The following is a 19,927-nucleotide window of genomic DNA, read 5'->3' as shown; positions in this document are numbered from 1 at the left end:
AGAGCAAACTAGGAAGCTAGCCGCAGGCTGTACTTGAGTACGGCAAGGCGACGCTGACGTGGTTTGAATTTGATTTTCGAAGAGTATTAGGACCTAGTTGAACTAGGAACCGACAGTATCTTATATAGAATAGGAGAAGGAGATGAGTTCAGGTAAAATTGCTCAGGTTATCGGACCCGTTGTAGACGTCTTGTTTGCAGCAGGGGAAACACTTCCTGAGATTAATAATGCACTTGTCGTCTACAAAAATGACGAAAGAAAAACAAAAATCGTCCTTGAAGTAGCCTTGGAGTTGGGTGATGGTATGGTCCGTACGATCGCCATGGAATCAACAGATGGTTTGACTCGTGGAATGGAAGTTTTGGACACAGGACGTCCAATCTCCGTGCCAGTAGGTAAAGAAACTTTGGGACGTGTCTTTAACGTTTTGGGGGATACGATTGACTTGGATGCTCCTTTCGCTGAAGACGCTGAGCGTCAGCCAATTCATAAGAAAGCTCCAACTTTTGATGAATTGTCTACCTCATCTGAAATCTTGGAAACAGGAATTAAGGTTATCGACCTTCTTGCCCCTTACCTTAAAGGTGGGAAAGTTGGACTCTTCGGTGGTGCCGGAGTTGGTAAAACTGTCTTGATCCAAGAGTTGATTCACAACATTGCCCAAGAACATGGTGGTATTTCAGTATTTACCGGTGTTGGAGAACGTACCCGTGAGGGGAACGACCTTTACTGGGAAATGAAAGAATCAGGCGTTATCGAGAAAACAGCCATGGTATTTGGTCAGATGAATGAGCCACCTGGAGCACGTATGCGTGTTGCTCTTACTGGTTTGACAATTGCTGAATACTTCCGTGATGTAGAAGGCCAAGATGTGCTTCTCTTTATCGACAATATCTTCCGTTTCACTCAAGCTGGTTCAGAAGTATCTGCCCTTTTGGGTCGGATGCCTTCAGCCGTTGGTTACCAACCAACACTTGCTACGGAAATGGGTCAATTGCAAGAACGTATCACATCAACTAAGAAGGGTTCTGTAACCTCTATCCAGGCTATCTATGTGCCAGCGGATGACTACACTGACCCTGCGCCAGCAACAGCTTTCGCTCACTTGGATTCAACAACAAACTTGGAACGTAAGTTGGTACAGTTGGGTATCTACCCGGCCGTTGACCCTCTAGCTTCAAGCTCACGCGCCTTGGCACCTGAGATTGTTGGTGAGGAGCACTACGCAGTTGCTGCTGAGGTTAAACGTGTCCTTCAACGTTACCATGAATTGCAAGATATCATTGCTATCCTTGGTATGGATGAACTTTCTGATGAAGAAAAGACTTTGGTTGCACGTGCCCGTCGTATCCAGTTCTTCTTGTCTCAAAACTTTAACGTTGCAGAACAATTTACTGGTCAACCTGGTTCTTATGTGCCAGTAGCGGAAACAGTTCGTGGCTTTAAGGAAATCCTTGAAGGAAAACATGACCAGTTACCAGAAGATGCCTTCCGTGGTGTCGGTTCAATCGAAGACGTCATTGCTAAGGCAGAAAAAATGGGATTTTAAGAGGTGATCTATGGCTCATTTAACTGTCCAGATCGTGACACCAGATGGCCTCGTCTATGATCACCATGCCAGCTTTGTATCGGTACGAACTCTGGATGGTGAGATGGGGATCTTGCCACGACATGAAAATATGATTGCGGTTTTAGCGGTTGATGAAGTGAAGGTAAAACGTATCGATGATGATACTCATGTGAACTGGATTGCAGTGAACGGAGGAATTATCGAGATTGCCAATGACATCATTACTATTGTAGCAGACTCAGCAGAACGTGCTCGTGATATCGATATCAGTCGTGCTGAACGTGCAAAACTTCGCGCTGAACGAGAAATCGAAGAAGCCCATGACAAGCATTTGATTGACCAAGAGCGTCGTGCAAAAATCGCATTGCAACGTGCTATCAACCGTATCAATGTCGGAAATAGACTATAAAAAAATGAACTTGAAACTCAAGTTCATTTTTTTTAATGTGGGAAGTTGATGCAGACTGCTTCAGGGACATGAAAGTCGTTAGAAAGTTCTGCAAGACGACCACTTTTAGGATTGCGTTTAAAGACGGTTGCGTTATCAGAATCTTGATGAACAGCAATGAGAAACTCTTGATCAGGAGTTAGGTCGAAATCACGTGGATTTTTACCATGACTTGGTACAATCTCTAATAATTCCAAGCTACCATCAGCGAGGATTGTATAGACTGCAATGGAATCATGACCTCGGTTAGATGCATAGAGGTATTTGCCATCTTTTGAAAGACGAATGGCAGCAGTAGCATTGAAGCCTTCGTATCCATCTGGTAAGGTTGAAATGACTTGCATGCGTTCAAATTCACCGACCCCATCATAAATCAAGACCTCGATAGTGCTATTAAGTTCGCAGATGAGATAGGCAATCTTATAGTGGTGGTGGAAAACGATGTGGCGAGCACCTGCTCCAGCTTGGCCGTGATAAGTGTGGAGCTTACTTAGTTTTCCTTCTGGACTAACATCGTAGGTCGTTACTTCATCTGTACCTAGATCACAGGTGACGAGATACTGGTCAGGTGTTAGATCTGTAAAGTGTACATGTGGAGAAGTTTGGTTTTCATGAGGGCCTTGTCCTCTATGCTGATCTAGATCCGTTTGGATGAGGCTACCATCCGTTTGGCGCTTATAAACTAGAACTTGGCCTTTGTGGTAGTTAGCTCCGTATACGAGACCACGTTTTTCATCCACTGCCACATAGCAATGGGGAGCGCCTTCTTCAACCACATGATTTAGCAAAGCGCCATCTGTCTTGTATGCAGCGATTCCACCTAAGCCATCCTGGCTTCCTACGGTGTATATGTGTTGCTGTTGGTCAAAGGCAAGGTAGGTCGGACTTGGTTCAGCAGCAAAGAGTTCAAGATCTGCAAGCTGGCCTGTTTCTGTATCAAAATCTGCCTTGTAAATCCCTTTAGATAAGCGACGAGTGTAAGTTCCAAAATAAACAGTTTCTTTCATGTCCATACCTCTTAATAATGATAAGTTCATTATACCACAAAATGGCAGTCATGAAGCATCAGATTCATCCATGTAAGCACTTTAAAAAAGAGTTATTTTAGTCTAAAAATGGTATAATGAGAGAATGACAGAAAGGATGTATTTATGGAACATAAAGAGAAACATTTTAGCCTATCTTGGTTTTTTAAGTGGTTTTTAGATAATAAAGCCATCACTGTATTTTTAGTAACCTTGTTACTGGGGCTAAACATTTTTATTCTAAGTAAGATTAGTTTTATCTTTTTACCGGTATTGGACTTTTTAGGGGTTGTCATGTTGCCAGTTATTTTATCTGGTTTACTTTATTACCTCCTCAATCCGATTGTGGACTGGATGGAGAAGCACAAGATCAATCGTGTTCTTGCCATTAGTATTGTTTTTGTCATTATCGGACTCTTTATCATTTGGGGATTGGCAGTCGCAATTCCTAATCTGCAACGTCAAGTCTTAAATTTTGCGAAGAATGTGCCGACATACCTGGAAGATGCTGATAAGGTGATCAATGACCTTGTAACCAAACGCTTGCCAGATGATTTTAGACCACAGTTGGAGCAGGTTCTTTCCAATGTTTCTAGTGAGGCGACCATGTGGGCCAGCAAAATCTCTTCTCAAGCTGTTAACTGGGTTAGCGCCTTTATCAGTAGCGTTTCCCAGGTCATTGTTGCGGTTATTATCGTACCCTTCATGCTCTTTTATCTTTTGAGAGATGGGAAAGGTCTACGAGACTATTTGACTAAGTTTATCCCAAACAAGTTAAAAGAACCTGTCGGACAAGTTTTGTCAGATGTTAATAAACAGTTGTCAAACTATGTTAGAGGGCAGGTTACAGTTGCTATTATCGTGGCAATTATGTTTATTATCTTCTTTAAGATTATTGGTCTCAGATATGCTGTGACTCTGGGGATCACGGCTGGTATCCTCAATCTAGTACCTTACCTGGGTAGTTTTCTTGCCATGTTGCCTGCTTTGGTTTTGGGCTTGATAGCAGGACCTGTGATGCTTTTGAAAGTGATTATTGTCTTTATTGTTGAACAAACGATTGAAGGTCGCTTCGTTTCTCCGCTTATTTTAGGTAGTCAGCTAAACATCCATCCAATCAATGTCCTATTTGTTCTCCTAACTTCAGGTTCTATGTTTGGTATTTGGGGAGTCTTGCTGGGAATTCCTGTCTATGCTTCTGCCAAGGTCGTTATCTCAGCTATCTTTAACTGGTATAAAAAAGTCAGCGGTTTGTATGAAGAAGAAGGGGAGGAAATCAAGAGTGAACAATAGTCAACACATGCTCCAGGCTTTGGATGAACAGGATTTAATCAAAGCGGATCAGTATTTTCACAAAGCCCTCGAAACAGATTCAAGTGAAGTTCTTTACGAACTAGCAAGCTATCTAGAGGGAATTGGCTTTTATCCTCAAGCAAAAGAAATTTACCAAAAAATCGTTACAGAATTTCCAGAAGTGAATCTGAATTTAGCAAGTATTGCTAGTGAGGATGGCAATGTTGAGGAAGCCTTTGCTTACCTTGAGGAAATCACACCCGAAAGTGACTGGTACGTGTCGGCTTTGGCCTTGAAGGCTGACCTCTATCAGTTGGAAGGATTGACAGATGTAGCGCGTGAAAAGTTACTGGAAGCCCTAAACTACTCAGACGATCCCTTATTAGTTTTTGGTTTGGCTGAGTTGGATAGTGAGTTAGGAAATTATCAGGAAGCTATTCAGGGTTATGCTCAATTAGACAATCGCTCCATCTATGAGCAAACGGGTGTCTCAACCTATCAACGAATTGGCTACGCTTATGCCCAGTTAGGCAAGTTTGAAGCTGCAACTGAATTCTTAGAAAAAGCTTTAGAATTAGAATACGATGACCAAACTGCCTTTGAACTGGCTAGTCTTTACTTTGACCAAGAAGAGTATCAAAAATCTGTTCTTTACTTTAAGCAGATTGATACCATTTCACCTGATTTTGAAGGATATGAGTATGGTTATAGTCAAGCCTTGCACAAGGAACATCAGGTGGAGGAAGCCCTTCGTATCGTTAAACAGGGTTTGGAGAAAAATCCATTTGAAACTCGGCTCTTGTTAGCGGCTTCTCAGTTTTCTTATGAATTGCATGATGCTAAGGCAGCGGAGGACTTTCTCCTTACTGCAAAAGAAGATGCAGAAGATCTTGAGGAGATTTTCCTTCGACTCTCAACCATTTATATGGAACAAGAGCGATTTGAGGACATTATCGCTCTCCAAAGTCAAGAACCTGAAAATCTCCTTACCAAGTGGATGATTGCCCGTTCTTATCAGGAAATCGAGGATTTAGATAAGGCTTATGAGTTCTATCAAGAATTGTCATCTGACCTCAAGGACAATCCAGAGTTTCTGGAGCAATATACTTATCTCTTGCGTGAATTAGGGTATTTCGAAGAAGCTAAGGTACAAGCAGAAGCATATTTAAAACTGATTCCAGATGATGTTCAGATGCAAGAACTTATAGAAACACTTTAAAAGTTATCTCTCTAAAAGAACGTATCCGTCAATTTGGCAGATACGTTTTTTTTGAAAAATAGAATTTTTTTACAAAAAGACTTGCTAAATTGTTTATTTATGCTATAATAGGAACAATAATTTTTAGGAGGTGCAGTATGTCTTATATGTTTGAGATATTACCAAGTTTATTGAACGGTGCAAGTATGACACTTCAAGTCTTTGCTCTGGTCTTGATCTTTTCAATTCCATTAGGTATTGTCGTTGCCTTTGCTTTACAAGTCCGCTGGAAACCCCTCCATTATCTGATTGACCTTTATATTTGGGTGATGCGAGGGACTCCCTTGCTCTTGCAATTAATCTTTATTTACTATGTTCTTCCTAGCATTGGGATACGTTTAGATCGTTTGCCTGCTGCTGTGATCGCTTTTGTATTGAACTATGCAGCCTACTTTGCTGAAATATTTCGTGGTGGGATTGAAACCATTCCTAAAGGTCAATATGAGGCTGCTAAGGTCTTGAAGTTTAGTCCTTTTGACACAGTGCGATATATCATTCTTCCTCAGGTTACAAAGATTGTCTTACCGAGCGTCTTTAATGAAATTATGAGTTTGGTCAAGGATACTTCATTGGTTTATGCCCTTGGGATTTCAGATTTGATTTTGGCAAGTCGGACAGCAGCCAATCGAGATGCCAGTCTTGTTCCTATGTTTTTAGCTGGAGCGATTTATTTAATCATGATTGGTCTTGTAACCATTGTAGCGAAAAGACTTGAGAAGAAGTACAGTTATTACAGATAGGAGGATTGCTATGTTAGAATTACGAAACATTAACAAGGCCTTTGGTGGCAAACAAATCTTAACCAATTTCAGCCTATCAATTCCTGAAAAGCAAATCCTTGCAATCGTAGGTCCATCAGGAGGCGGAAAGACAACCCTATTACGTATGCTAGCTGGACTGGAAACCATCGATTCGGGGGAAATCTACTATAACGGCGAATCGCTAGCTATAGACGAACTAGAAAAGCGCAATCTTCTGGGATTTGTTTTCCAAGATTTTCAACTCTTTCCGCATTTGTCAGTTCTAGATAACTTAACCTTGTCGCCTATAAAAACAATGAGCATGGAGAAGGAAGTTGCTGAGAAGAAGGCGCGTGGTTTGTTAGAACAACTTGGGTTAGCTGGACATGCAGATGCCTTTCCATTCTCACTTTCAGGTGGGCAAAAACAACGGGTGGCCTTAGCACGTGCTATGATGATTAACCCAGAAATTATTGGATATGATGAGCCTACATCAGCCTTAGACCCAGAATTGCGATTAGAAGTAGAAAAACTTATCCTTCAAAATAAAGAGCGTGGGATGACTCAGATTGTTGTGACCCACGATCTTCAGTTTGCGGAAAACATTGCTGATCAGATCCTTAAGGTTGATCCAAAGTAGGACTAGGAGGTGCCTATGAAGAGAAAGAAAATTGCCCTTGTACTTGCTCTGTTCTTTAGCTTCTTCCTGACGGCTTGTACTCAAAAGGCAAGTGATCCAAATCAGGATAATTGGGCCAAATATCAAAAACAGGGAAGCATTACCATTGGCTTTGACAATACCTTTGTTCCCATGGGATTTGAGGAAAAGAATGGCCAGTATGCAGGCTTTGATATTGACCTGGCCCAAGCTGTTTCTGAAAAGCTAGGAATTCAGATTAAATTTCAACCCATCGACTGGGATATGAAAGAAACCGAGCTACAAAATGGTACCATTGATGCCATCTGGAATGGCTATACAGCTACAGATGAACGGAAAGAGAAGGTTGCTTTTACCATTCCTTACATGTAAAATCAACAAGTTTTGGTCTCTAAAAAGTCTCAAAATATCCACTCAGTTCAGGATATGACTGACAAAGTTTTAGGGGCCCAGGCAGGATCTTCTGGCTATTTGAATTTTGAAGGACAACCCGAACTACTCAAGAATCGAGTGAAAGATCAGAAGGCCAATCAATACCAAAGTTTCAATGAAGCCTTGATTGATTTGAAAAATGATCGGATTGATGCCCTTGTGATTGACCGGGTATATGCCAATTATTATCTCCAGTCTGAAGGAATATTAAATGACTACAATGTCTTTTCAGCTGGATTTGAAAGTGAAGCTTTTGCAGTGGGTGTTAGACCTGCTGATAAAACTTTGCTAGATGCTCTGAATCAAGCCTTTATCTCACTATACCAAGAAGGAAAATTTCAGGAAATCAGTCAGAAGTGGTTTGGGGAAGATGTAGCCACCAGTCAAGTTAAAAATCAAGAATAAGAAAAGAGATTGAGTTTTTCCTCAGTCTCTTTTTGCATCGAAAAATCCTCTGGAAAGTACCAGAGGATAAGAGCTTATTTCATTGTTGGGAAGAGCAATACATCACGGATAGTAGTTGTATCAGTGAGGAGCATGCAGAGACGGTCGATACCGATACCCAAACCACCTGTTGGTGGCATACCGTATTCAAGAGCTTCAATGTAGTCGTAATCGATACCTGTTGCTTCATCGTCACCAAGTTCTTTAGCTTTGGCTTGGGCTTCAAAGCGACTAAGTTGGTCGATTGGGTCGTTCAACTCGGTAAAGGCATTACCGTATTCCTTGGTCATAATGAAGAGCTCAAAACGGTCAGTAAAGCGGTTGTCTTCAGGATTTTTCTTAGCGAGTGGAGACACAGCTACTGGATGACCATAGACAAAGGTTGGTTGAATCAAGGTTTCTTCAACGAACTCTTCAAAGAAGGCGTTGATAATGTGACCAACTTCAGTGTAGTGTTTTTCAACTGGAACTTTCTTCTCAGCAGCGATAGCTTTAGCTTCCTCGAAAGTCATGTCTTGCCAGAAGTCTACACCAGTAATTTCCTTGATAGCATCTACCATGTGAACACGTTTAAATGGTTCGTTGATCTTAATTTCAGTACCTTGATAGTTAACTGGACCATCACCTTTAACTGATTTAGCAGCGTGTTGGATAATACCTTCCGTCAAGTCCATGATATCTTGGAAGTCTGCATAAGCTTGGTAAACTTCGATAGAAGTGAATTCAGGGTTGTGAGTAGCGTCCATTCCTTCGTTACGGAAGATACGGCCAATTTCATAGACACGTTCCATACCACCAACGATAAGACGTTTTAAGTGAAGCTCGGTCGCGATACGAAGCACCATGTCAATGTTCTGTGCATTGTGGTGAGTGATAAATGGACGAGCAGCAGCACCACCGGCTTCATTATGAAGAACAGGTGTTTCCACTTCAAGGAAACCTTTTTGATCTAGATAACGACGGATTTCAGAGATGATTTTTGAACGAGTGACAAAGCGCTCAAAGCTTTCACGGTTAGAAATCAAGTCAAGGTAACGTTTACGATAAATTGTTTCAACGTCTGTCAAACCGTGGAATTTCTCAGGAAGTGGGCGAAGTGCTTTAGACAAGTGAGTGATATGAGTTGCCTTGATAGAGAGTTCACCCATATCCGTACGCATGACTTCACCTTCGACACCGAGGAAGTCACCGAGGTCAGCCTTTTTGAAGATTTCGTAGTTTTCTTCACCGACTTCATCTTTACGAACGTAGATTTGGATTTGACCTTCACGGTCTTGGAGATGGGCAAAGCCAACTTTCCCTTTACCACGTTTAGTTACTAAGCGTCCAGCGATAGTAGCAGTTTCATTTAGTTCATGTAATTGTTCTTTATCAAGTTCTGCAAATTTGTCTTTTAGTTCTTGAGAGTTAGCAGTACGTTCAAAACGTTTTCCGAAGGGATCAATTCCTTGTTCACGGAGCGCAGCCATTTTTTCACGGCGAACGATCTGCTGGTCATTTAGTTCTTCCATATGTTCTGTAGACATGGGTTCCTCCTAATTTTACTCAAAATTTAATACGATGAGTCATTTTTTGCGATACTCCCATTTTATCATAAATAGCAGAGAAATTCACGGATATTCTTTGAAAACTAAAAAGAACTTGACTATTAAGATCAAGTTCCATTATTTTCTTTGATAGGAAGTGTCATTCCATCTTTCTAGAGTGAAGGTTTCAAAATCATCGGTCTCTAAAACTGTCAGACTAGCATTGGCCAAGCCTCCTTCTTTGCGGAGGTGAGCCTCTTTATAGCCTATAAGTGTACGAAGGCTAGCAGTGAGATTGGCCCCATGCCCGACAATCAGAATGTTTTCAGCCGGACTTTCTTTCAGAGATTTGATAAACTGAATGGTTCGCTGAGTCGTAGAGTAGAGGGACTCAGCTTCAAACATCTTCGTATCAAACTGAGCCAGATTAGAGCGAAAGGCCTTGATTTGTTGTGGGTAGATGGCATTGAGCGTAGCAATTTTTAATCCCTCTAGTTTGCCAAGTTGCCATTCACGTAGGTCAGGAATGCTTTTTAAAGGACAAGGAGCCTGGAGTTGACTTTGGATTATTTCAGCAGACTTAACTGCTCTGGGTAAATCACTAGAATAAATCGTATCAAAATGAATTTCATTGAGATACTGCCCAAGTTGTTTTAGGATGTCAATGGACTCTGAAAGAAGGGGAGAGTCGCCACTAGCACCTTGAAAACGTCCTTCAAGATTCCAGACAGTCCGACCATGACGGACAAAGTAGAGTTTCATCAGTTGTTTTCCTCCAAGATATCAGCAAAGTCCGCTTTTACAAAGCTGGCTAAGTCTTGAGGTCGGATGATGATACTATGCCCGACTTCTCCAGCAGAGACAATCATTTTGTCTAAATCCAAAGCAGTCTGATCAATAAAAATAGGATAATTGTGTTTTTGGCGAATGCCGACGGGGTTATTAGCCCCATGAATATAGCCTGTCGTTTTTTCCAGATCTTTTTGAGGAATCATGCTCACTTTTTTATTACCAGAAACCTTTGCTAGTTTTTTCTCAGCGAGGTGTTCTGTTATGGGAACGATTCCGATGATTGGGCCTGTTTTGTCCCCTAATAGAGCCAAGGTTTTAAAGATGTGAGTTCGATCATATTCTGAAGGAAGTTCACCCTCAAGCGCATTGATCTGAATACCAGTATGGTCAATACCCGCCTTGGTCAAGATTTGTTCGACCAAGGTTTTTTTTATCTTAACTTTCTTTGCCATTATTTATACTTATCCTCCAATTGACTCATCCAGATACCAAGCCAAATTCCAAGCGCAAAGAAGAAGGCGATGAGAACATAACTCACAATAGAAAGTCCAGTGTATTGGATACTTTCAGCATTTCCAGCATTTGGAATCAAAATTAAGAGAGTACTTGAAAGAACAATTCCAATGATAAAGTGATAAACACGGGAGTGGTAGTTGTTTAAGGCATGGTCCATTAATTTTGAAAAGATAATAAGAGTTGCTCCTGCACCAATCCCAATAGGAAGGAAGGTTCCGAATAAATCAAAGGTCTTAAAACCAGTTAGCATTGGAGCGTACAGCCCTAAAATCAAGAGTAGATTTGACGGACTTAAACCAGGCACCAAGACACCAAGCGCTAAAAGAGCACCCGCTAAGATGAAACTAGTGAAACTAGCACTGAGTGAACCAACAACAAAGTTTAGCGCGTAGAGTCCTAGACCTGAAAGGATAAAGGTGGTCCAGAACCAGACTAGGTCGATCTTATCCCGATCAGATTCTCGAGTAGATTCTTTAAGGAGGCTAGGTACTGTACCAATAATAGCTCCTGCAAAACTCCACAAAACATAGACTTGGTAATTTTCTAACAAATACTCGATTGGATATGAAAATAACCCAATTCCGAGTAGCATCCCGATTGCTACTGGGATAAAGTATAGGACATTCTCTTTAAAATCCTTAAAAGGATGAGCCAGAAAGCTAATCATTCGCTCATAAATCCCCAAAATAGCTGCTAAAACACCGCCAGAAATTCCAGGTAGGATAAATCCTAAGGCGATGACGATTCCCTTAATAACTCTTGCAATCCATGAAAACATCATAAAATCCTCAATTTCATAAAATTCTTTCTCTATTCTATCAATTATAACACAGACGAGAAGAAAATGAAAAAACAAGTGAAAAAGAGAGCAATTTTCACTTGTCTTATGGTCTTAAAAATAGTTTTCTGAAGGTTTCTTCTTTTTCCTTCAAGGTAGAAATAAGATTAATATCTAAATGATGTTCAAATCCAGCAATTCTTCCTTTTGAAGTATACTGATGGAGGTCGTAGTCTAAACTGGTATTGGGTGTTGTTTCAAAGTAACCAGAGTCTGTCCCGTAGGAAGGAATCCAAATAGCAGTAAACTTATCTGTATTGATACTGTGTTCTTGCATGAAGTAAACTCCAATATAGATGCCGATGTTTTTAGCACCTAAAGATTCCAGTTTAGCACGAAAGGCTTCAACCCCTTCATTCATATCAGACATTGTTTTTTCTTCCACGTCCAACCAATAGTAACTAGGGTTGTAAGGAGAAGCAGCATTATAGAAAACTTCAGCGGCTTTTTCCATTTCTTCCTTGCTGGGGCTAGCTAGATAGGCATAGACTCCAACTGGGACATTCCGCTTTTGAAATTCTGTAATATGACTTTTATAGGCTTTATCAATACCATTGGCATAAGCGGCATCATTTTTTTCAGTATGTTGAGCCCCATTGTGGACGCGAACAATAACACCTGAAATATTTTGAGACAAGGTATCGTAGTTGATTTCCTCAGGTCTTTGCCAACCAGAGACATCAATAATAGGTTTGTCAAGATTATGCAAGGCCTGATTTTCAACCTGGACAGCATTTGGTTTTGACTTGACGGGATGGTCTTCATAAGTTGGTCTATTGAGGATCAAAATAGCTATAAATATAGTAAATAAAGTAAAAATAATAGCTGGATGAATCTTTTTTCTCATATTTAAATAGTTTAACGTAAATAGATAAAAAAATCAAAGAAAACATCGGAAAAAGTGAATATATGGGCGTCTTTTCCCTATTTCTCTGTTTGTTTACTCCTAAGAAACTAAATTATGGTATAATAAAAGGGAATTTCTAGAGAAAAGAGAAGATTATGTCAAATTATGCCATTATTTTAGCAGCGGGTAAAGGTACTCGCATGAAATCAGATCTTCCTAAGGTACTTCATAAAGTAGCAGGAATTTCAATGTTGGAACACGTTTTTCGTAGTGTTGCTGCTATTCAACCTGAAAAAACAGTTACTGTAGTGGGTCACAAGGCTGAGTTAGTTGAACAAGTCTTGACTGGACAGACAGACTTTGTAACTCAGTCAGAACAGTTAGGAACTGGTCATGCTGTCATGATGGCAGAGCCAATTTTGAAAAATTGCTCTGGTCATACTTTGGTTATCGCTGGGGATACGCCTCTGATTACGGGTGAAAGCTTGAAAAATCTCTTAGATTTCCATATCAATCACAAAAATGTGGCGACTATTTTAACAGCTGAAGCGGCAAATCCTTTTGGATACGGTCGAATTGTCCGTAACGATAATGCAGAAGTTCTTCGTATTGTTGAGCAAAAAGATGCCTCAGACTTTGAAAAACAAATCAAGGAAATCAATACAGGAACTTACGTTTTTGATAACCAACGTCTTTTTGAAGCCCTTAAAAATATCAACACCAACAACGCTCAAGGAGAGTACTATATTACCGATGTGATTGGTATTTTCCGTGAGGCTGGTGAGAAGGTTGGTGCCTATACTCTGAAAGACTTTGATGAAAGTCTTGGGGTAAATGACCGTGTAGCTCTTGCGACTGCAGAAGCAGTGATGCGACGCCGTATCAATCAAAAGCACATGGTTAATGGTGTTAGTTTTGTCAATCCAGAAGCAACATACATCGATATTGATGTTGAGATTGCTCCTGAAGTCCAAATCGAATCTAATGTTACCTTGAAAGGTCAAACGAAGATTGGTGCGGAGACTATTTTAACAAATGGAACTTATATTGTGGATAGTAATATTGGAGCTGGGGCTGTGATTACCAACTCTATGATTGAGGAAAGTAGTGTTGCGGACGGTGTAACAGTTGGTCCTTATGCCCATATTCGTCCAGGTTCAAGTCTGGCTGCTCAAGTTCACATTGGAAATTTTGTTGAAGTAAAAGGCTCTTCAATCGGTGAAAATACCAAGGCGGGTCATTTGACTTATATTGGAAATTGTGAAGTGGGTAGCAACGTTAATTTTGGTGCAGGAACTATTACAGTTAACTACGATGGCAAAAATAAATACAAAACTGTCATTGGCAATAATGTCTTTGTTGGATCAAACTCAACTATTATTGCTCCTGTAGAACTTGGGGATAATTCTCTGGTTGGAGCGGGTTCAACCATTACAAAAGATGTTCCAGCTGATGCCATTGCGATCGGTCGTGGACGACAAGTTAACAAAGACGAGTACGCAACACGCTTACCTCATCATCCCAAGAATCAGTAGGAGTTTGTCATGGAATTTGAAGAAAAAACGCTTAGTCGAAAAGAAATCTACCAAGGTCCTATTTTCAAACTAGTACAGGATCAGGTTGAGCTACCAGAAGGAAAGGGTACTGCCCAACGTGATTTGATTTTTCACAATGGAGCTGTTTGTGTATTAGCTGTGACAGCCGAGGACAAAATCGTTCTCGTTAAGCAATACCGAAAAGCTATTGAGGCGGTTTCTTATGAGATTCCTGCTGGTAAACTAGAACTTGGTGAAAATGCTGATCCAATGGCAGCGGCACTTCGTGAATTGGAAGAAGAAGTTGCTTACACTGGTAAGTTAGAACTGTTGTACGATTTCTATTCTGCGATTGGTTTTTGCAACGAAAAACTAAAACTCTACCTTGCTAGTGATTTGGTCAAGGTGGAAAATCCTCGCCCACAAGATGATGATGAAACCTTGGAAGTCCTAGAAGTAAGTCTAGAGGAAGCCAAGAGCCTAATCCAGTCAGGTCATATCTGTGATGCCAAGACCATTATGGCGATTCAGTACTGGGAACTACAAAAGAAATAGAGGAGCAACCCATGGGAAAACCTTTATTAACAGATGAAATGATTGAACGTGCCAACCGAGGTGAGAAAATCTCAGGACCGCCTCTTCAAGATGATGAGGAAACAAAGATCTTACCAACGTCTTCACAACATTTTGGTTATTCACGTTCTAGAGACCACGGTTTTAGTCAGGATACCTTAACAATCGAAGTAGAACCAACGATTCATAAGAGCCGCCGCATTGAAAACACTAAGAGAAATGTTTTTAATTCGAAACTCAATCGCATCTTGTTTGCAGTCATCCTACTTTTGATTTTGCTAGTTTTGGCAATGAAACTCTTGTAATTGAAAGGAAATGAAATGAAAATTGGAATCATTGCTGCCATGCCAGAAGAGCTCCTATATTTGACTCAGAATTTGGACAAACATCAAGAAGTCCAAGTCTTAGGAAATACTTACTACACTGGATCTGTTGGCAATACTCAAGTTGTCCTAGTTCAGAGTGGGATTGGGAAGGTCATGTCAGCTATGAGTGTAGCTATTCTAGCTGACCATTTCCAAGTAGAAGCCATCATCAATACAGGATCTGCTGGTGCTCTTGCTGAAGGGATTGCTGTTGGAGATGTAGTGATTGCGGATAAGTTGGCTTATCATGATGTGGATGTGACTGCTTTTGGCTATGCTTATGGCCAAATGGCTGGTCAACCTCTTTACTTTGAATCAGATAAGAAGTTTATCGCTAGGATTAAAGAAAACTTATCTCAGTTAGAACAGACTTGGCACCTAGGCTTGATTGCTACAGGGGACAGTTTTATAGCTGGAGATGATAAGATTGCTAGTATCAAATCCCACTTTCCAGATGTTCTAGCTGTTGAGATGGAGGGTGCAGCCATTGCACAAGCGGCTCAGACTCTTAATTTACCGTTCCTAGTCATTCGTGCTATGAGTGACAATGCCAATCACGAAGCCTCTATCTCTTTTGATGAGTTTATTATCGAAGCTGGACGTCGTTCTGCCCAAGTCTTACTAGCCTTTTTAAAGGCCTTGGATTAAGCGAAAATTTGACAGTTTATCTAGCTTATGATAAGATTTAAATAAAGAAAAGCTAGAAAACGTTTCAGAGGATATTATGAGTATTGAAATGACCGTCAGTGAGATTGCAGAGGTCTTAGGACTATCTCGTCAAGCAATCAACAATCGTGTCAAAGAACTTCCAGAAGAGGACACGAAAAAAAATGACAAAGGTGTAACTGTAGTTACTCGAAGTGGCTTGATCAAGCTAGAGGAAATCTACAAAAAAACGATTTTTGAAGATGAACCAGTCAGTGATGATGTTAAACAACGTGAACTGATGGAAATCTTGGTCGATGAGAAAAATGCTGAAATTCTTCGTTTGTACGAGCAGCTCAAGGCAAAAGACCGCCAGTTATCAGAAAAAGATGAACAGATGCGTATCAAAGACCGACAGATTGCTGAAAAGGACAAACAGTTGGACCAACAGCAACAGTTAACTCTTCAAGCGATGAAGGATCAAGAAACCTTGAAACTCGAGTTGGACCAAGCAAAAGAAGAAGTCCAAGCAACCAAAAAAGGCTTTTTTGCTCGCCTTTTTGGAGGAAAATAAAGAAGCTGTTTGGGTTACTCACTAACCTAATGGCTTCTTTTATTGTTTATAGTTTAGTTTGGGTAGTAATTGAGGTAAATAATGGAAAAATTAAGAGATTATATCGCCTTTGATTTGGAATTCAACCAACACGAGGGGGTTACCCATTTAATTCAAGTATCAGCAGTCCGCTTTCAAGATGGACAAGAATGTGCTACTTTTGATTCTTATGTTCATACTACAGCACCATTGAAGAGTTTTATCAATGGTTTGACTGGAATCACAGCTGAAACCTTAAAAGATGCGCCAAAAGTAGAACAAGTTTTAAAGGACTTTCAGGCATTTGTTCGAGACTTACCTATCGCTGGTTACAATGCAGCTAAGAGTGATTTGCCTATTCTCTTGGAGCATGGTATTGATTATCGTGACCAGTATAAGGTTGATCTATATGAGGAGGCTTTTGAACGCCGTAGTTCTGACCTACACGGCATAGCCAATCTTAAATTACAAACTGTAGCGAATTTTTTAGGCTTTCACGGGAAGTCTCATAACAGTTTAGAAGACGCCTGCATGACGGCGCGTGTTTACGAAGCTTTTTTGGAATCAGATGAAGGAAAGCTATTAATAGAAGACCAGAGTAGTTTTTCTATGAATAATCCTTTCGGTGGCTTAGATTTATCCCAATTTTTAGACTAGGAGTGCTTATGAAACCTGAAAAACCTAAAAAGCTAGGTTTTAGGAAGATATACTATAACCTAGATAAGATTTTATTTCTATTTTTCTTGATATTTATGATGGTTGAGTTTGTCTGGCTGCCATTGAATTCTTGGATTGCAGGGATGTTGCTCAGACAAACAGGTTATTTGTTTATTTCTTACAATAACTTTCTTGCTATTATTCAAGGTTCACCTTTTGTCAGTTTAGCCTTTCTCATCTTAATTGCAATCAATCTCTTGGTTGCTTATTTTCAGATTTGTCTTTTATTTATTGGGGCGCGTCACCTTCTCTACCATGAAAAGAGAACCTTGATTGAGTATAGTCGAAAAGTCTTTCAACAGAGTTTTCTATTTATGAAACGATTTAGTTTCTGTAAAATGGCCTTTGTCTTCTTTTACGTCGCTATGCTTTTTCCTTTCATCAGGAAAATTTTAAAAATCTATTACCTTAATAAGATTATTATTCCAGATTTTATTGTGAATTATTGGGAAGGTAAGCATTGGCTGGTAGGACTGGTGCTCATAGCATCCGCTTGGATCTTTCTCTACATCTCTGTCCGATTTATGTTTGCCCTTCCTAAGATTCTCTTTGAAAGAAAGACCGTAAGAGAAAGTGTGAAATATAGTCTCCAAAAGACAAAGAAAAATGTCCTTTTCTTCTCTTGGCATCTCTTACTCATTATCATTAAAACCTATCTCTTTTTCTTTGGTTTGTTAATTCCTTTGCTTTTTGCGCAAGTAGTGATGGATAGTCTAACTCAAAAAGAATCCTTGATTCTCGGTGTAATTAATTTTGTCTTGATTAAAAATTTCCATTACATGACCCTGACTTATTTCCTAGTGAAGTTTGTTTCCTTCCTGACAGGAGAGGAGTTGGAGATCATGCCAAGGCGAAAGAAAGACCATCTGATGAGATGGGGTGTCATGGGGTGTGCAAGCATCTTCTTTGCGATAGAAGGCTACGTTTATCTGGAATCTCCGGATACCAATACACCTTTAGTGATTTCGCACAGAGGAGTAAGTAATAAAAATGGTGTTCAAAATACTGTGCAGTCTTTAGAAAAAACAGCTCAACTAAAACCAGATCTCATCGAAATGGATGTGCAGGAAACGAAAGACGGTCAGTTCGTGATGATGCATGATGCTAACCTCAAAAATTTAACAGGTATTAATGCTACACCGCAAGATTTAACTCTGGATGAATTAACAAATACAGATATTTACGAGAATGGTTATCAAACAAAGATTTCAAGCTTTGATGCCTATTTAGAGCGTGCAAATGCTTTAAACCAAAGATTGCTGATTGAGATTAAAACCAGTAGAAAAGATAGCCCTCAAATGATGGAACATTTCCTTGAAAAATATGGGACGACCATCAAAAAATATGGGCACCAGATTCAATCCCTTGATTACCAAGTGATTGATAAGGTTTTGAATTATGATTCTGAAATCCCGTCTTACTTTATTATGCCTTATAACAGTATCTTCCCAAGAACCAAGGCAACTGGTTATACCATGGAATATTCAACCTTGGATGAGTACTTTGTCAATAAACTCTGGACAACTGATCAGAGCCTCTACGTTTGGACCGTAAATGGTTCTGACGCTTTCAATAAAGCTATTCGTCTAGGAGCCAACGGTATGATAACAGATGACCTAGAAATGGTACAGTCACAGGTATTGATGGCTCTGGATGACCCTGAATATACTGATTTGATTCTAAAGAAAGCAATGGAATTCTTTGATTTCTAAGAAAAAAAGAGAAACAGATGTTTCTCTTTTTTTGTGGATTAGAAAGGCAATTTTCCAGCGAAAGCTCCTAATTTCTTCTTAGTCATTTCATCAATTTGTTCAAGTGCAGCGTTAATCGCCTGAGCAGTCATATCTGAAAGTGTTTCGAGATCTTCTGGATCTACAACTGCTGGGTTGAAGTCAATGCTGACAACTTTTTTGTCACCAGTTAAGGTCGCTTGGACAAGGTCCTGAGCAGATTTTCCAACAAATTCCATGGCAGCGAGTTCTGCTTGGCTTTGTTCCATTTGTTTTTGAAGTTTTTGTGCTTGGCGCATCATGTTTTGCATGTTCATCATGGCGGTTTACAGTTTCCTTTTTCTATTATTTTCCTTTTTATTTTAACAATTTTAGGATTAAAAGTCTATTATTAGTTTTAGATAGCTAACATTAAATTTTCTGACAATTTATTGAAAAATGAGAGAAGACATGATATAATGAAACGTAAAATAAATTCAGGTTTTCTGAACCAATAGGAGTATACAATGAAAAAACTAGGTTTTGTCCTTTTATCTTCAGCCTTGCTATTGACAGCATGTGCAGTCCGTTTTGAGAAATCAACCGAGACAAATGATTCCTCTAAGGTGACAGCCCTGTCTGAAGACAAGCAAAAAATGCTTGATAAGGCCACTGCTGACTATAAGACTTTTGTACAAGAGCAAATTGATAAACTTTTGACTGATACGGAAGGCTTTGTCAAACTGTTGAAAGAAGGCAAATTAGAAGAGGCTAAGAAGGTTTATCCACTGATTCGTATGTCTTATGAGCGTTCAGAACCGATTGCGGAAAGTTTTGGTGAGTCAGATGTCAAGATTGACTTCCGTTTAGCAGACTACGTAGATGAAAATAAGACTGAGGAAGGCTGGTCTGGTTTCCACCGTATTGAACGAATTCTTTGGGAAGAAAATACAACTAAAGGAACTGAAAGTTATGGCGATCAATTAGTCAACGATATCAAAGAGTTGAAGGCTAAGATTGCGACTGTGGATGTGGACTACAAGGTTATGTTGACTGGAGCAGTTGACTTGCTCAATGAAGTAGCGACAAGCAAGATTACTGGTGAAGAGGAAATCTATTCTCATACTGATTTGTACGACTTCCGTGCTAATATTGAGGGTGCTGAGAAAATTTTCCAACTATTTAAACCTTTACTAGAAAAATCAGATTCTGATTTAGTTAAAGAATTAGAAGCTGATTTCAAATCTGTTAATAGCTTGTTGGACAAACATATGACAGACAAGGAACACTACAAACTCTATACTGATTTGACAAAAGAAGACACCAAGGAATTGGCTGAAGCCGTGACAAAACTTGGTGAACCTCTATCACAAATGGGCAAATTTCTTGATGGAGAATAAGCAA

Annotated in this window: 21 protein-coding genes and 1 pseudogene; 15 read left to right on the top strand and 7 right to left on the bottom strand. The window is 39.9% G+C overall.

The genetic code is table 11. The features are described 5' to 3' along the window. Positions 1–142: 142 nt before the first annotated feature. Together atpD and ADM50_RS02405 are read left to right on the top strand one after the other, a co-directional pair. Entirely contained in the window at positions 143–1,549 is a 1,407-nt protein-coding gene (gene atpD / locus ADM50_RS02410; RefSeq protein ID WP_000094372.1) for a F0F1 ATP synthase subunit beta, read from the top strand. A 10-nt stretch (positions 1,550–1,559) separates the two neighbouring features. Then, on the top strand, positions 1,560–1,979 hold the full coding sequence (locus ADM50_RS02405; RefSeq protein WP_000940836.1) for a F0F1 ATP synthase subunit epsilon: 420 nt from the start codon (positions 1,560–1,562) through the stop codon (positions 1,977–1,979). A 32-nt stretch (positions 1,980–2,011) separates the two neighbouring features. Here ADM50_RS02405 and ADM50_RS02400 read toward each other — a convergent pair whose 3' ends face one another. Then, positions 2,012–3,025 carry a lactonase family protein gene (locus ADM50_RS02400; protein WP_000665595.1) on the bottom strand — a complete coding sequence of 338 codons (1,014 nt, stop codon included), beginning with the start codon at positions 3,023–3,025 and terminating at the stop codon, positions 2,012–2,014. Between the two features lie 144 nt (positions 3,026–3,169). Between ADM50_RS02400 and ADM50_RS02395 the strand changes: the two genes are divergently transcribed. From ADM50_RS02395 to ADM50_RS02375, 5 genes and pseudogenes are all read left to right on the top strand, one after another. Then, a complete protein-coding gene (locus tag ADM50_RS02395; RefSeq protein ID WP_000400294.1) occupies positions 3,170–4,336 on the top strand; it encodes an AI-2E family transporter in 1,167 nt (388 codons plus the stop codon). After that, entirely contained in the window at positions 4,326–5,555 is a 1,230-nt protein-coding gene (locus ADM50_RS02390) for a tetratricopeptide repeat protein (RefSeq protein WP_049484405.1), read from the top strand. Before ADM50_RS02395 ends, ADM50_RS02390 begins: the two co-directional genes overlap by 11 nt. Positions 5,556–5,692: 137 nt before the next feature. Further along, a complete protein-coding gene (locus ADM50_RS02385; protein WP_049484404.1) occupies positions 5,693–6,334 on the top strand; it encodes an amino acid ABC transporter permease in 642 nt (213 codons plus the stop codon). 10 nt (positions 6,335–6,344) lie between these two features. Continuing rightward, on the top strand, positions 6,345–6,974 hold the full coding sequence (locus ADM50_RS02380) for an amino acid ABC transporter ATP-binding protein (protein WP_000891744.1): 630 nt from the start codon (positions 6,345–6,347) through the stop codon (positions 6,972–6,974). A gap of 15 nt (positions 6,975–6,989) precedes the next feature. Next, positions 6,990–7,829 (top strand): annotated as a pseudogene (locus ADM50_RS02375) (amino acid ABC transporter substrate-binding protein). A gap of 74 nt (positions 7,830–7,903) precedes the next feature. Here the strand turns inward: ADM50_RS02375 and lysS are convergent. The 5 genes from lysS to ADM50_RS02350 form a co-directional block, all read right to left on the bottom strand. Beyond that, positions 7,904–9,394: a lysine--tRNA ligase gene (gene lysS, locus ADM50_RS02370; protein WP_000102443.1), complete on the bottom strand. Its 1,491-nt coding sequence runs from the start codon at positions 9,392–9,394 to the stop codon at positions 7,904–7,906. A gap of 138 nt (positions 9,395–9,532) precedes the next feature. After that, the gene (locus ADM50_RS02365) at positions 9,533–10,156 is read right to left on the bottom strand and encodes a histidine phosphatase family protein (RefSeq protein WP_049479414.1); all 624 of its coding nucleotides are present in this window, start codon (positions 10,154–10,156) and stop codon (positions 9,533–9,535) included. Beyond that, positions 10,156–10,638: an aminoacyl-tRNA deacylase gene (locus ADM50_RS02360; RefSeq protein ID WP_049479415.1), complete on the bottom strand. Its 483-nt coding sequence runs from the start codon at positions 10,636–10,638 to the stop codon at positions 10,156–10,158. Before ADM50_RS02360 ends, ADM50_RS02365 begins: the two co-directional genes overlap by 1 nt. Next, positions 10,638–11,480, bottom strand: coding sequence for a DUF368 domain-containing protein (locus ADM50_RS02355; RefSeq protein WP_049484407.1), 843 nt, complete (start codon positions 11,478–11,480; stop codon positions 10,638–10,640). Before ADM50_RS02355 ends, ADM50_RS02360 begins: the two co-directional genes overlap by 1 nt. 106 nt (positions 11,481–11,586) lie before the next feature. Next, positions 11,587–12,387 (bottom strand): glycoside hydrolase family 25 protein, encoded by an 801-nt coding sequence (locus ADM50_RS02350; RefSeq protein ID WP_001227574.1) that lies wholly within the window; start codon positions 12,385–12,387, stop codon positions 11,587–11,589. Between the two features lie 155 nt (positions 12,388–12,542). Between ADM50_RS02350 and glmU the strand changes: the two genes are divergently transcribed. From glmU to ADM50_RS02315, 7 genes are all read left to right on the top strand, one after another. Next, a complete protein-coding gene (gene glmU, locus ADM50_RS02345; protein WP_049484403.1) occupies positions 12,543–13,922 on the top strand; it encodes a bifunctional UDP-N-acetylglucosamine diphosphorylase/glucosamine-1-phosphate N-acetyltransferase GlmU in 1,380 nt (459 codons plus the stop codon). 9 nt (positions 13,923–13,931) lie between these two features. Next, the gene (locus ADM50_RS02340; RefSeq protein ID WP_049484402.1) at positions 13,932–14,477 is read left to right on the top strand and encodes an NUDIX hydrolase; all 546 of its coding nucleotides are present in this window, start codon (positions 13,932–13,934) and stop codon (positions 14,475–14,477) included. A gap of 11 nt (positions 14,478–14,488) precedes the next feature. Beyond that, complete coding sequence (gene macP, locus ADM50_RS02335; protein WP_000517873.1) at positions 14,489–14,800, top strand: cell wall synthase accessory phosphoprotein MacP; 312 nt, start codon at positions 14,489–14,491, stop codon at positions 14,798–14,800. A 15-nt stretch (positions 14,801–14,815) separates the two neighbouring features. Beyond that, entirely contained in the window at positions 14,816–15,508 is a 693-nt protein-coding gene (locus ADM50_RS02330; RefSeq protein ID WP_049484401.1) for a 5'-methylthioadenosine/adenosylhomocysteine nucleosidase, read from the top strand. A gap of 76 nt (positions 15,509–15,584) precedes the next feature. Further along, positions 15,585–16,079, top strand: a complete 495-nt coding sequence (gene rocS, locus ADM50_RS02325; protein WP_000021252.1) for a chromosome segregation protein RocS — start codon at positions 15,585–15,587, stop codon at positions 16,077–16,079. 81 nt (positions 16,080–16,160) lie between these two features. Then, positions 16,161–16,754 (top strand): 3'-5' exonuclease, encoded by a 594-nt coding sequence (locus tag ADM50_RS02320; RefSeq protein WP_049484400.1) that lies wholly within the window; start codon positions 16,161–16,163, stop codon positions 16,752–16,754. A gap of 8 nt (positions 16,755–16,762) precedes the next feature. Next, positions 16,763–18,526 (top strand): glycerophosphoryl diester phosphodiesterase membrane domain-containing protein, encoded by a 1,764-nt coding sequence (locus ADM50_RS02315; RefSeq protein ID WP_049484399.1) that lies wholly within the window; start codon positions 16,763–16,765, stop codon positions 18,524–18,526. Positions 18,527–18,564: 38 nt separating this feature from the next. Here the strand turns inward: ADM50_RS02315 and ADM50_RS02310 are convergent, their stop codons facing one another. Continuing rightward, positions 18,565–18,864, bottom strand: coding sequence for a YbaB/EbfC family nucleoid-associated protein (locus ADM50_RS02310; protein WP_049484398.1), 300 nt, complete (start codon positions 18,862–18,864; stop codon positions 18,565–18,567). Between the two features lie 186 nt (positions 18,865–19,050). Between ADM50_RS02310 and efeO the strand changes: the two genes are divergently transcribed. Further along, entirely contained in the window at positions 19,051–19,923 is an 873-nt protein-coding gene (gene efeO / locus ADM50_RS02305; RefSeq protein ID WP_049484397.1) for an iron uptake system protein EfeO, read from the top strand. The last annotated feature ends 4 nt before the right edge of the window (positions 19,924–19,927 follow it).

This window comes from Streptococcus oralis (genome assembly GCF_001075675.1).
Classification (GTDB): domain Bacteria; phylum Bacillota; class Bacilli; order Lactobacillales; family Streptococcaceae; genus Streptococcus; species Streptococcus oralis_V.
Note: the sequence above shows the minus strand (reverse complement) of the source record. Positions and strands in the feature narration are given on the sequence as shown.

Coding starts and splice junctions, on each gene's coding strand:
- atpD (WP_000094372.1), top strand. CDS start 143: ATGAGTTCAGGTAAAATTGCTCAGGTTATCGGACCCGTTGTAGACGTC.
- ADM50_RS02405 (WP_000940836.1), top strand. CDS start 1,560: ATGGCTCATTTAACTGTCCAGATCGTGACACCAGATGGCCTCGTCTAT.
- ADM50_RS02400 (WP_000665595.1), bottom strand. CDS start 3,025: ATGAAAGAAACTGTTTATTTTGGAACTTACACTCGTCGCTTATCTAAA.
- ADM50_RS02395 (WP_000400294.1), top strand. CDS start 3,170: ATGGAACATAAAGAGAAACATTTTAGCCTATCTTGGTTTTTTAAGTGG.
- ADM50_RS02385 (WP_049484404.1), top strand. CDS start 5,693: ATGTCTTATATGTTTGAGATATTACCAAGTTTATTGAACGGTGCAAGT.
- ADM50_RS02380 (WP_000891744.1), top strand. CDS start 6,345: ATGTTAGAATTACGAAACATTAACAAGGCCTTTGGTGGCAAACAAATC.
- lysS (WP_000102443.1), bottom strand. CDS start 9,394: ATGTCTACAGAACATATGGAAGAACTAAATGACCAGCAGATCGTTCGC.
- ADM50_RS02365 (WP_049479414.1), bottom strand. CDS start 10,156: ATGAAACTCTACTTTGTCCGTCATGGTCGGACTGTCTGGAATCTTGAA.
- ADM50_RS02360 (WP_049479415.1), bottom strand. CDS start 10,638: ATGGCAAAGAAAGTTAAGATAAAAAAAACCTTGGTCGAACAAATCTTG.
- ADM50_RS02355 (WP_049484407.1), bottom strand. CDS start 11,480: ATGTTTTCATGGATTGCAAGAGTTATTAAGGGAATCGTCATCGCCTTA.
- ADM50_RS02350 (WP_001227574.1), bottom strand. CDS start 12,387: ATGAGAAAAAAGATTCATCCAGCTATTATTTTTACTTTATTTACTATA.
- glmU (WP_049484403.1), top strand. CDS start 12,543: ATGTCAAATTATGCCATTATTTTAGCAGCGGGTAAAGGTACTCGCATG.
- ADM50_RS02340 (WP_049484402.1), top strand. CDS start 13,932: ATGGAATTTGAAGAAAAAACGCTTAGTCGAAAAGAAATCTACCAAGGT.
- macP (WP_000517873.1), top strand. CDS start 14,489: ATGGGAAAACCTTTATTAACAGATGAAATGATTGAACGTGCCAACCGA.
- ADM50_RS02330 (WP_049484401.1), top strand. CDS start 14,816: ATGAAAATTGGAATCATTGCTGCCATGCCAGAAGAGCTCCTATATTTG.
- rocS (WP_000021252.1), top strand. CDS start 15,585: ATGAGTATTGAAATGACCGTCAGTGAGATTGCAGAGGTCTTAGGACTA.
- ADM50_RS02320 (WP_049484400.1), top strand. CDS start 16,161: ATGGAAAAATTAAGAGATTATATCGCCTTTGATTTGGAATTCAACCAA.
- ADM50_RS02315 (WP_049484399.1), top strand. CDS start 16,763: ATGAAACCTGAAAAACCTAAAAAGCTAGGTTTTAGGAAGATATACTAT.
- ADM50_RS02310 (WP_049484398.1), bottom strand. CDS start 18,864: ATGATGAACATGCAAAACATGATGCGCCAAGCACAAAAACTTCAAAAA.
- efeO (WP_049484397.1), top strand. CDS start 19,051: ATGAAAAAACTAGGTTTTGTCCTTTTATCTTCAGCCTTGCTATTGACA.